At 67.7% G+C, this 10,965-nt stretch carries 11 protein-coding genes; 6 read left to right on the top strand and 5 right to left on the bottom strand.

The genetic code is table 11. The annotated features are described in order from the left end of the window. The first annotated feature begins 142 nt into the window (after positions 1–142). Entirely contained in the window at positions 143–859 is a 717-nt protein-coding gene (locus ASG69_RS20985; protein WP_056444043.1) for an SDR family oxidoreductase, read from the top strand. A gap of 5 nt (positions 860–864) precedes the next feature. Here the strand turns inward: ASG69_RS20985 and ASG69_RS20990 are convergent, their stop codons facing one another. Next, positions 865–1,992, bottom strand: a complete 1,128-nt coding sequence (locus ASG69_RS20990; RefSeq protein ID WP_056444046.1) for an ABC transporter permease — start codon at positions 1,990–1,992, stop codon at positions 865–867. 1 nt (position 1,993) lies between these two features. Continuing rightward, entirely contained in the window at positions 1,994–2,851 is an 858-nt protein-coding gene (locus tag ASG69_RS20995; RefSeq protein WP_056444049.1) for an ABC transporter ATP-binding protein, read from the bottom strand. A 452-nt stretch (positions 2,852–3,303) separates the two neighbouring features. Between ASG69_RS20995 and dnaK the strand changes: the two genes are divergently transcribed. From dnaK to ASG69_RS21015, 4 genes are read left to right on the top strand one after another with little or no spacing between them, the layout of a single operon-like run. Further along, on the top strand, positions 3,304–5,148 hold the full coding sequence (gene dnaK / locus ASG69_RS21000) for a molecular chaperone DnaK (protein WP_027506927.1): 1,845 nt from the start codon (positions 3,304–3,306) through the stop codon (positions 5,146–5,148). Next, positions 5,145–5,753 (top strand): nucleotide exchange factor GrpE, encoded by a 609-nt coding sequence (gene grpE / locus ASG69_RS21005; protein WP_056444053.1) that lies wholly within the window; start codon positions 5,145–5,147, stop codon positions 5,751–5,753. The genes dnaK and grpE overlap by 4 nt, the downstream gene beginning before the upstream one ends. A gap of 43 nt (positions 5,754–5,796) precedes the next feature. Then, the gene (gene dnaJ / locus ASG69_RS21010) at positions 5,797–6,978 is read left to right on the top strand and encodes a molecular chaperone DnaJ (RefSeq protein ID WP_027506926.1); all 1,182 of its coding nucleotides are present in this window, start codon (positions 5,797–5,799) and stop codon (positions 6,976–6,978) included. Positions 6,979–7,005: 27 nt separating this feature from the next. Continuing rightward, a complete protein-coding gene (locus ASG69_RS21015) occupies positions 7,006–7,428 on the top strand; it encodes a heat shock protein transcriptional repressor HspR (RefSeq protein WP_027506925.1) in 423 nt (140 codons plus the stop codon). Positions 7,429–7,431: 3 nt separating this feature from the next. Here the strand turns inward: ASG69_RS21015 and ASG69_RS21020 are convergent, their stop codons facing one another. The 3 genes from ASG69_RS21020 to ASG69_RS22940 all read right to left on the bottom strand — a co-directional run bounded on the left by ASG69_RS21020 (position 7,432) and on the right by ASG69_RS22940 (position 9,963). Then, the gene (locus ASG69_RS21020) at positions 7,432–8,187 is read right to left on the bottom strand and encodes an FAD-binding oxidoreductase (RefSeq protein ID WP_027506924.1); all 756 of its coding nucleotides are present in this window, start codon (positions 8,185–8,187) and stop codon (positions 7,432–7,434) included. 13 nt (positions 8,188–8,200) lie between these two features. Continuing rightward, complete coding sequence (locus ASG69_RS21025) at positions 8,201–9,676, bottom strand: alpha,alpha-trehalose-phosphate synthase (UDP-forming) (RefSeq protein WP_027506923.1); 1,476 nt, start codon at positions 9,674–9,676, stop codon at positions 8,201–8,203. Between the two features lie 119 nt (positions 9,677–9,795). Then, entirely contained in the window at positions 9,796–9,963 is a 168-nt protein-coding gene (locus ASG69_RS22940; RefSeq protein ID WP_200933864.1) for a hypothetical protein, read from the bottom strand. Between the two features lie 164 nt (positions 9,964–10,127). On the opposite strand from ASG69_RS22940, the gene ASG69_RS21030 reads away from it, so the two are divergent. Next, positions 10,128–10,940: an alpha/beta fold hydrolase gene (locus tag ASG69_RS21030; RefSeq protein WP_056444056.1), complete on the top strand. Its 813-nt coding sequence runs from the start codon at positions 10,128–10,130 to the stop codon at positions 10,938–10,940. Positions 10,941–10,965 lie beyond the last annotated feature (25 nt).

Genomic DNA, 10,965 nt, shown 5'->3' on the forward strand with positions numbered 1-10,965 from the left:
TTATGCCGCCACGCTGTGGCCATAGAGATTATGAATAGCAAGTCCCGAAACTATCGATAGCGCGATGGGATGATGCTGCGGGCCCAGTGCGCTGAACCTTCCGTGGCCGCGAGAGACGGGGCCGCGGAAGGGACACACCGTCATGAGCACCCTGCAGAACACCCGCATCCTTCTCGTCGGCGGCTCGTCGGGCATCGCGCGGCGCATCGCCGAGGACGCGCTCGCCGCCGGCGCGGAAGTCGTCCTCGGCAGTCGACGCCCGGAGGCCCTGGCCGACACTGTCGCCGAGCTCGGCTCGGGCGCATCGGCGGTGCACTTCGACCTCGACGACGAATCGTCCATCGCCGCCGCCGTCACCACGCTCGGACCTCTCGATCACGTCGTGTCGCTCGCGGCGAACCACGCCAACGGCCCGGTCGCAGACCTCGACCGCGCCGCCGTCGAGCGCGCGTTCGCAGCCAAGGTCGTCGGACCGATCCTGCTGACCAAGCACTTCGCTCCCACGCTGCGGGACGGCGGCTCGTTCGTGTTCTTCTCCGGTGTCGCCGCATGGAAGCCGGCGCCGGGCCTCGCCGTCATGGCCACGACCAACGGTGCTGTCGCATTCCTCGCGGAAGCGTTGGCCGTCGAACTGGCACCGTTGCGGGTCAACGCCGTCTCGCCCGGCATCGTCGACTCGGGTTCGTGGGACGGCATGGGAGACGGGAAGCAGAAGATGTTCGACGCGACGGCTGCCTCCAATCCCGCACGGCGCGTGGGCCGCCCGGAAGACGTGTCGGCAGCGGTGCTGCTCGCCCTGACCAACACCTTCGTCACCGGAACCACCCTCCACGTCGACGGGGGTGGACGGCTGAGCTGAGCGCCTCAGGCGATCCGCACGCCCCTCGGCAAGGTGCGGGCCGGAACGCGGAGTCGCCGCGCGGCGACCGTGACTCCGAGAGCTCCCAGGATGACATTGACGGCCAGCCCGAGGTACCAACTGTCGCCGACCTTTCCGGATTCGAACGCGACCTGCTCGTCGTAGAAGCTGCGGTTCGAGGCGCTCACGCGGTAGGTCGACACGGTGTCCGCGCAGGTCGGCTCCGTCAGGTACGGGCCCGTGCGCGCCGTCGAGAGCGTCTCGGCTATCGGGCGCGCCACGCTGGGATCGGGTGGCCGCTCGTCCGACATCCAGACACGTACGCTCGGATTGTCATGTGCGGCCACCACATCCGGGAGAATGAGAAACGGGTTGGGCGCCAACAGCCACCAGATACGCTCGGTGTGCTCGTAGGAGCGCACCGTGGCCACGTCGCGACAGTCCGGAACGGTGTCGAACGAATCGTCCACGTACGTGTACTCGGCGCCCACCACCTCGTGGTCCTCCGCCGTGGTCGAGTAGAGCAGGCCGAACAGTGCCGGGAGGCCCAACACCAGGAAGAACACGGTGGCCTGCGTCAGGACGGCCGAACCTGCCGGCCGAGCGGTCAGGGCGGAGTACCCCAGCCCGATCCCGCAGTAGCACAGGAAGATCAGGCAGAGAACGATCACGCCCAGCACCGAGGTGCCGATGCCGTAGGGCGCGGCGACGATGCCCCACACAAGATACGGCGACGAAACGGCGACGAGGGCGAGGCACGACACCCACGACCCGAGAAGCTTGCCGACGGCCAACTGCCAGTGGCTGATCGGCGTCGCCTGCACCACGGCGAGCGTCGCGTTCTTGCGGTCACCGTTGATCGAGGTCGCCGTGAGGGTGGGGGCGAGGATCACGCCGAGGAACAGCTCGACTCCCAGCACGACCGCGTACAGGTTGCGCGCCCAGCCGTCGTAGTTCGCATCGGCTTCGTCGACGGACAGTGCCAGATACATCGATCCGAACACGGCCAGCGAGATCACCGTGAAGGTCACCGCCAGGGTGACGCGCCACCGCGTGGTGCGCAGTCGCTGCCGGAGTTCGAGGCCGATCAGTACGCCGACCACCGACCACCAGCTGCTCGTCCGTGCCGCCATGTCAGGTCCTGTCCGCGTCGAGTGCGAGGTAGGTGTCCTCGAGCTGCGAGTCCACCCGGGCGAACTCGGCGACGAGCACTCCCGAGTCGACGACCGTGCGCAGGTGTCGCGCCGCGGCCTCCTCGTCGGGGAAGTGCAGGATGTCGGCCGACGATGCAGGCCGGCCCACCGCGCGTAGTCGCCAGGATCGTTCGGTGGCGGGTGCCGACTCCCGCGTGCGCCCGTCCGTCATCACGAGCACGTCGTCCACCATCTCCGACAGTTCGGTGAGGATGTGGCTCGACACCAGCACTGCGCATCCGTTGTCGGCGAGCCGGCGGACCTCGTCGCGCAGTTCGACTCGCGAGCGCGGATCCATGCCCGATGCCGGCTCGTCGAGTAGAAGTAATCGCGGTCGGTGCACCAGTGCGCGGGCGAACCCGAGCCGCTGCTTCTGGCCGCGGGACAACTCGTGCGCGGGTCGGTCGGCGCGATCGTCGAGGTGGACCTGCTGCAGCAGTTCGGCGGCGCGGGCACGGGCGTCCTTCGACGACAGCCCGTGCAGCCGTCCGAACGTGGACAGGATCTCGGTCGCCGTGAGGCTGTCCCAGGTGCCGAAGACGTCCGGCATCCACCCCACGGCCCGCCGGAGTGCGACCGTCTCGACCGAAGACCCGTCCAGCTCGAGGGTCCCGGAGTCGGGAGCCAGGAGGCCGGCGAGCATCAGCAGCAGCGTCGTCTTGCCGGCGCCGTTGGGTCCGACCAGCCCGGTGACCGTGCCGGGAGCGAGCGTCACGTCGGCGTGCGCGACGGCAGTGTGTCCGCCGAAGGTTCGGCTGAGGCCGCGGGCCGTCAGGATCGTGCCGGGAACCGGTGACATGCCGTGGACCCTAACCGTCGGACGTGCGTGTTCAGCCACACTCTCGCGTCGAATTCCGCGGATCTGCAGAAAGCCTCGCGATCGGGTGGGTTCACACGCGCCGACCATGCGTGAGTGCCCTCGACTTGCTGCCGGAGGCGGGATCCCGTCGATCCGGTCGACCTGTGGATGCTGAGGCACGGCCGAGTGCAGGTTTTGCCACATTTTCGCGTCGAATGCTGCCGATCCGCAGAAAGCCTCGCGATCGGGTGGGTCCAGACACGCGGACCACAATCGGCCGACCACTCCGGGAACAAACTCGTACACCCCTCCGTTGAGCCGTACGACTGCCATTGAGCGTGGGTCACTCAAGTACGACTTGACGGAGCGAGAATCCGACAGGCAGACTTGAGCGCAGTTCGCTCAGGCAGACGCTCGAACGATCACAGCAGCATCTATCAGGAGGTCTTCACATGGCTCGTGCGGTCGGAATCGACCTCGGGACCACCAACTCGGTCGTGTCCGTCCTGGAGGGCGGCGAACCGGTCGTGGTGGCCAACTCCGAGGGTGCACGCACCACCCCGTCCATCGTCGCGTTCGCCAAGAACGGAGAGGTTCTCGTCGGCCAGTCCGCGAAGAACCAGGCCGTCACGAACGTCGACCGGACCATTCGCTCCGTCAAGCGCCACATCGGCACTGACTGGACCGTCGGCATCGACGACAAGAAGTACACGTCGCAGGAGATCAGCGCGCGCACGCTCATGAAGCTCAAGCGTGACGCCGAGGCGTACCTGGGCGAAGAGATCACCGACGCGGTCATCACGGTGCCCGCGTACTTCGAGGACGCACAGCGTCAGGCCACGAAGGAAGCCGGCCAGATCGCCGGCCTCAACGTCCTGCGCATCGTCAACGAGCCCACCGCCGCCGCTCTGGCGTACGGCCTGGACAAGGGCGAGAAGGAACAGACCATTCTCGTGTTCGACCTCGGTGGCGGCACGTTCGACGTGTCCCTGCTCGAGATCGGCGACGGTGTCGTCGAGGTCCGCGCCACGTCCGGCGACAACCACCTCGGTGGCGACGACTGGGACGAGCGCATCGTCACCTGGCTCGTCGACAAGTTCAAGGCTCAGAACGGCATCGATCTGACCAAGGACAAGATGGCTCTCCAGCGCCTGCGTGAGGCCGCGGAGAAGGCCAAGATCGAGCTGTCCTCGAGCCAGAGCACGTCCATCAACCTGCCGTACATCACGGTGGACTCGGACAAGAACCCGCTCTTCCTCGACGAGCAGCTCAGCCGCTCCGAGTTCCAGAAGATCACCGCCGACCTGCTCGACCGCACCCGCGCGCCGTTCCAGGCCGTGGTCAAGGACTCGGGCATCGCGGTCAAGGACATCGACCACGTCGTGCTCGTCGGTGGCTCCACCCGTATGCCGGCCGTGTCCGAGCTGGTCAAGGAGCTCTCCGGTGGACGCGAGCCCAACAAGGGCGTCAACCCGGACGAGGTCGTGGCCGTCGGCGCCGCACTGCAGGCCGGTGTGCTCAAGGGTGAGGTCAAGGACGTTCTGCTCCTCGACGTCACGCCGCTGTCGCTCGGCATCGAGACCAAGGGTGGCGTGATGACCAAGCTCATCGAGCGCAACACCACCATCCCCACCAAGCGGTCCGAGACCTTCACCACGGCGGACGACAATCAGCCGTCGGTGCAGATCCAGGTCTTTCAGGGTGAGCGCGAGATCGCGTCGCACAACAAGCTTCTCGGCTCGTTCGAGCTGACGGAGCTGCCTCCCGCACCGCGCGGTGTGCCCCAGATCGAGGTCACGTTCGACATCGACGCCAACGGCATCGTGCACGTGACGGCGAAGGACAAGGGCACAGGCAAGGAGAACACGATCAAGATCCAGGAGGGCTCCGGCCTCTCCAAGGAGGAGATCGAGCGCATGGTCAAGGACGCCGAGGCTCACGCCGAGGAGGACAAGACCCGTCGCGAGGAGGCCGAGACCCGCAACCAGGCCGAGTCGCTCGTCTACCAGACGGAGAAGTTCGTCAAGGACAACGAGGACAAGGTTCCTGCGGAGACCAAGGAAAAGGTCGAGTCGGCCATCGCGGAGGCTCGCACTGCCTTGAACGGCACCGACATCGCCGCCATCAAGGCAGCGGTGGAGAAGCTGAGCACGGAGTCGCAGGCTCTGGGTCAGGCACTGTACGAGTCGGCAGCAGCCGACGGAGCAGGTGCCGACGGCGCAGCCCCGACCGACGGTAGCGACGATGTCGTCGACGCCGAGGTCGTGGACGAGCCGGTCGACACGGACAAGAAGTGAGTGCTGAGGACACCGGGAAGGTAGACGCACCCGACGTCGACCCTGCCGTGGAGGAGTCCCTCGCGGGCTCCGCCACGGCGCCCCAGCCCGGTGACGTGGAGGACGAAGCAGAGGTTCTCGAGGCAGAGATGTCCGAGGGTTCCGTGGATTCCGAGACTGCACCCGAGAAGGACGAGCTGTCCGAGCGGACGGCCGACCTGCAGCGCCTCAGCGCCGAGTTCGCCAACTACCGGCGACGCGTCGCTCGGGACAAGCAGGTGGACATCGACAACGCCAAGGCGTCGGTGTTGGCCGAGTTGCTGGGTGTGCTCGACGATCTCGATCGGGCGCGCAAGCACGGTGACCTCGAGACGGGGCCGCTGAAGTCGGTGGCGGACAAGCTCGAATCCGTCATCACCGCACAGGGTCTCGTCGCCTTCGGTGACGAGGGCGACGCGTTCGACCCTGCGCTGCACGAGGCCGTGCAGCACGAGGGCGACGGCAACGATCCTGTCGTCGGCAGCGTGTTCCGCAAGGGGTACAAGGTGCGTGATCGAGTTCTGCGCTCCGCCATGGTCGCCGTCGTCGACGGTTCGGGCGCCGACGCGGCATCCGACCAGGCATAGTTCGACCACAACGAAGATGTGATGTGAGAGGAGGAGGCGACCGGTGAGCCAACGGGAGTGGATAGAGAAGGACTTCTACAAGGAGCTGGGCGTCTCCTCCTCCGCGTCGCAGGACGAGATCAAGAAGGCGTACCGCAAGCTCGCGCGCGACAACCATCCGGACTCCAATCCGGGGGACGCGAAGGCGGAGGAGCGCTTCAAGGCGGTCAGCGAGGCCAATGCGGTGCTCTCCGACCCCGCGAAGCGCAAGGAGTACGACGAGGCCCGATCACTGTTCGCCAGTGGTGGTTTCGGACGCGGCGGATTCTCGCCGGGCGGCGGAACCAACTTCGGCGGCGGGGGTACGGCCGGCGGGTTCGACGTCGGTGACCTCTTCGGAGGTGCCGGTGGCGGAGCCGATCTCGGTGATCTGTTCGGCGGGTTGTTCAACCGTGGTGCGGCCGGTGGTCGTACCCAGGCCGCGTCGTCACGTCCCCGGCGCGGGAGTGATCTCGCGGCCGAGGTGACTCTCGACTTCCGTGACGCGGCGGTGGGAACGTCTGTCCCGCTGTCCATCACGAGCCCGTCGTCCTGCACCACCTGTCACGGGAGCGGCGCGAAGCCCGGCACGAGCCCGCGGGTCTGCCCACGGTGCAACGGTGCCGGTGTGGTCAGCCGCAACCAGGGCGCGTTCGGCTTCAGCGAGCCGTGCGACGACTGCCGGGGCACCGGGTCGATCATCGACGATCCGTGCACCGACTGCCGCGGCACCGGCGTGCAGAACCGCACCCGGTCGGTGACGGTGCGGGTTCCGGCCGGTGTCAGTGACGGGCAACGTGTCCGAGTGGCCGGCCGAGGCGAGGCCGGTCTGCGCGGCGCTGCCGCCGGCGATCTGCTGGTGACGGTGCACGTGAAGAGCGACGCCGTGTTCGGCCGCACGGGTGACGATCTCACCCTCACGGTTCCCGTCGCGTACAGCGAACTGGTGCTCGGCACGACGCTGTCGGTGCCGACGCTCGACGGCCGAGTCGGTCTGAAGGTTCCGGCAGGCACGGTGGACGGCCGCACCTTCCGGGTGAAGGGTCGCGGCATTCCCAAGAAGTCGAAGATCGGTGACCTGTTGGTCACGGTGAAGGTGGCCGTGCCGTCCGAGTTGGACGACGCGGCACGTGATGCCCTCGAGGCCTACGCTGCGGCGGAGAAGGCGAGTGGTTTCGATCCCCGCTCCGGGTGGCCCGGAGCCTGACGGTTCTGATGCGAGAGGAGAGATGAGATGACTCGGACGCCCAGCGATCCGCAGGATGCGCGCGACGCAGGCGCGGACCCGGATGCCCGGATCTTCGTCATCTCCGTCGCCGCCGAGCTCGCCGGCATGCACGCCCAGACACTGCGCACCTACGACCGTCTCGGACTGGTGACGCCGTTCCGCACCACCGGCGGTGGGCGACGGTACTCTCCGCGCGACGTCGCGCTGCTTCGCGAGGTGCAGCGTCTCTCGCAGGACGAGGGCGTCAATCTGGCGGGTATCAAGCGCATCATCGAACTCACCAATCAGGTGGAGGCGCTGCAGGCCCGCGTCACCGAGATGGCGACCGAGCTGGCCAAGGTTCACGCCGGGTACCGACGCGATCTCGTTCCGGTGCAACGCAGTAACGCGCTCGTCGTGTGGACACCGCGCAACCCGAAGCAGACCTGACCCTCACCCCGTGCGGATGTTCTCCGCCGGGGTTCCCGTCGTCACCAGGGCACGCGTCGTGAAGCTCGACATCGCCGGTGATCCGCACACCAGCACGCGCTGCGACAGGTACGGCCCGCGCCGCGCCACCACCTCGCCGACGCGGCCGACGAGGTACTCGTGAGGTGCGAAGCCGGAGTCGGGTGCCGTCTGCAGCCGCACGGCCTCGGCGGCATCGAAGAACTCGTCGCGGTACGGCGGGTCCACGGGCTCGTCCACCACCGGGATCACCGTGAGCCATGGCGCTGATCGCGCCATCAGGGACAGCATGTCGGCGGCATAGAGATCGCGGGGGTGCCTGCCTCCCACGTAGAGGCGCACCCGCGGAGGTCGTGGCCGACGTGCCAGGCCCAGCAGCAGTGCGCGCATCGGTGCGAGACCCGTTCCGCCCGCGACCATCACGACGTCGTCGTCGGTGTCGTCGACACGGAGGTCGCCCGCCGGGTCGTCGAGAGTCCAGATGTCGCCCTCACGGGTCTCGCGGACGATGCTGCGACTGACCCAGCCTGCCGGTACCTCGCGAATGTGGAACTCGTACTTGCCGTCTCGCGACGGGGGTAGGGCGGGGGAGTACCGACGAGGCAGGTGCGGCGAGGTGGGCACCGTCACGGCGACGGACTGCCCCGCGGCGAACGGAACCAGCTCGCCGACGAGGCGGACGATCAGAAGATCACGGCGCAGCCGATGGCACTGCACCACTTGCGCTTCGACCACGGTCACCGGTCTTCGCGCATCACATCGTCGCCTGACCGATGTCCCGGTTGGAGATCATCTGGTTGGGCTCCTCGTCGCCGGTGCGTCCCAGCGCGGCGAGGAACGACCGCGCCCAGCGATCGACGTCGTGCGCGAGGACCTGCCGCCGCATCGCCCGGATGTGGCGTCGGCCCGATTCCGGCGTCTGCTCGATCGCGGCCATCATCGCGTCCTTGACGCTGTTCAGGTCGTGCGGGTTGCATTGGTACGCCTGGCGCAGTTCGGCTGCGGCGCCGGTGAACTCGCTGAGCACGAGGGAACCGCCCAGGTCGCTGCGGCACGCCACGTACTCCTTGGCGACGAGGTTCATGCCGTCGCGGATGGGCGTCACCAGCATGACGTCGGCGGCCACGTAGTAGGCGATGAGCTCCTCGCGCGGAATGGGACGGTGCAGGTAGTGCACCACCGGATGCCCGACGCGGCTGAACTCGCCGTTGATGCGCCCGACCATGCCCTCGATCTCACCGCGCATCTGCTTGTAGCTCTCGACGCGCTCGCGGCTCGGTGTGGCCAGCTGGATCATCACGACGTCCTCGGGATCCACCCGGCCCTCGGTCAGCAGTTCCAGGAACGCCTCGAGACGGACGTCGATGCCCTTGGTGTAGTCGAGTCGGTCGACGCCCAACATGATCGTCTTCGGATTGCCCAGCTCCTCGCGCATCTCTCGTGCACGATCGCGCACCGGCTTGCGCCGCGACTTCTCGTCGAGATCGCCCGAGTCGATGGAGATGGGGAAGGCGCCCACGCGCACGGACCGGAAACCCACCTGCACCACACCGAGTTTGGAGCGGACTCCGATGTTGCCGCGCGAGGTCGGCTGGCCGGCGAGACGCCGTGCGAGGTAGAGGAAGTTCTGCGCGCCACCGGGCAGATGGAAGCCGATGAGATCCGCGCCCAGCAGGCCCTCGACGATCTCGGTGCGCCACGGCATCTGCATGAACAGCTCGACGGGCGGGAACGGGATGTGCAGGAAGAAGCCGATCGTCAGATCGGGGCGCAGCATGCGCAGCATCTTCGGGACCAGTTGGAGTTGGTAGTCCTGGATCCACACGGTGGCGTTCTCGGCGGCCGCCTTGGACGTGGCCTCGGCGAAGCGTCGGTTCACCTCGACGTAGGCGTCCCACCAGCTCCGGTCGTAGACGGGCCGGACGATGACGTCGTGGTAGAGCGGCCACAGGGTGGCATTGGAGAAGCCCTCGTAGTAATCGGCGACCTCCTGCTGCGAGAGCGGGACCGGGACCAGCTCGAGGCCGTCGTCCTCGAACGGATCGACGTCGACGTCGGGGACACCGGCCCATCCGACCCAGGCGCCGTTGTTGCTCCGCAGGATCGGCTCGAGCGCGGTGACGAGACCACCGGGGCTGCGCTTCCAGACTCGGGAACCGTCGGGCGCCGTGTCGAGGTCGACAGGCAACCTGTTGGCGACGACGACGAAGTCCGAACCTGATGCGGTCACTGCTGATCCTCTGTCTCGACGTCGGGGCGCGCGGTGAGGCCGGCAGCCTGCCGCGACGGTGTCAGCACGTGCTTACCCCACTCGCCGAACGCCAATCGGAGTGCAGGAGCGAGCGGCGCTCAGGCGCGGACGGGCGGGTTGATCCCCAGCATGGACAGCAGCATGCGGCACTCGTCGGCGTCCGTCGCGTAGGCGGCGACGACGCGACGCGCCATGCGGGCGGTCTCGTCGGACAGGGTCTCGATCTCTTCGTCGGCGATGTCGGTCTCGGCGGGCTCGGTGGCCATGCGGGTCTCCCTGGGGTCGAACGATGTGGTGGTGCAGCCCGGTGGGGCGCACTCGCGTACCTGAACTCTACGAGTTCGCGCTCGTTCCCGGCAAAACCGGACGCGCACCGTGACCGGTAGCGTCTGCCCCGAACAGCTGTCGTATCGGAAGAAGGACACCCGCCATGCCCATCGGCACCATCAACGGCATCCGCCTCAACTACACCGTGACGGGCAAGGGTCCGCTCGTCGTGATGGTCATGGGGACGGGCAGCCCCGGCCGGGTGTGGCAGCTGCATCAGGTGCCGGCGCTCACGGCCGCGGGATTCCGGGTGTGCACCTTCGACAACCGCGGCATCGCCCCGACCGACGAGTGCGCGGGCGGCATGACGATGGACGATCTGGTCGCGGACACCGCGGAGCTCATCGAGTACCTGCGGTCCGGCCCCGACGAGAAGGCAGCCGTCGTGGGCACGTCGATGGGTGCGCGCGTGGCGCAGGAACTGGCCTTGACCAGGCCCGACCTGGTGTCGCGAGCGATCTTCGCGGCCGGTCACGCCCGGCTCGACGAGTTCCAGAAAGTGCTCGGCGCCGGCGAGCGCGAGCTGGCTGACAGCTCGGCGACGCTGCCGCCGAAGTACGCGGCCGCAGTGACGGCGGCCCTGAACCTCTCTCCCGCGTCGCTCGCCGACCCCGCGAAGGCACGGGACTGGCTCGACCTGTTCGAGTTCTCCGTGCAGCCGCTGACCCCGGGCCAGCGTGCCCAGCTCTCTCTGGACGAGTCGTTCGACCGCCGGTCCGCCTACCGCGACATCACGGTGCCGTGCCTGGCGATGGGCTTCGCCGACGACCGGATGATTCCCGCCTACCTCTCGCGCGAGGTGGCCGACCTGGTTCCGGGCGGTCGCTACGTGGAGATCGCCGACGCGGGGCACTACGGATACCTGGAGAAGCCCGACGAGGTCAATCAGGCGATTCTCACGTTCCTCCGCGAGTAACGCCGGAAGGGCGTTAGGTTAGCCT

Source organism: Rhodococcus sp. Leaf225 (genome assembly GCF_001426145.1).
GTDB lineage: Bacteria > Actinomycetota > Actinomycetes > Mycobacteriales > Mycobacteriaceae > Rhodococcoides.

Coding starts and splice junctions, on each gene's coding strand:
- ASG69_RS20985 (WP_056444043.1), top strand. CDS start 143: ATGAGCACCCTGCAGAACACCCGCATCCTTCTCGTCGGCGGCTCGTCG.
- ASG69_RS20990 (WP_056444046.1), bottom strand. CDS start 1,992: ATGGCGGCACGGACGAGCAGCTGGTGGTCGGTGGTCGGCGTACTGATC.
- ASG69_RS20995 (WP_056444049.1), bottom strand. CDS start 2,851: ATGTCACCGGTTCCCGGCACGATCCTGACGGCCCGCGGCCTCAGCCGA.
- dnaK (WP_027506927.1), top strand. CDS start 3,304: ATGGCTCGTGCGGTCGGAATCGACCTCGGGACCACCAACTCGGTCGTG.
- ASG69_RS21015 (WP_027506925.1), top strand. CDS start 7,006: ATGACTCGGACGCCCAGCGATCCGCAGGATGCGCGCGACGCAGGCGCG.
- ASG69_RS22940 (WP_200933864.1), bottom strand. CDS start 9,963: ATGGCCACCGAGCCCGCCGAGACCGACATCGCCGACGAAGAGATCGAG.
- ASG69_RS21030 (WP_056444056.1), top strand. CDS start 10,128: ATGCCCATCGGCACCATCAACGGCATCCGCCTCAACTACACCGTGACG.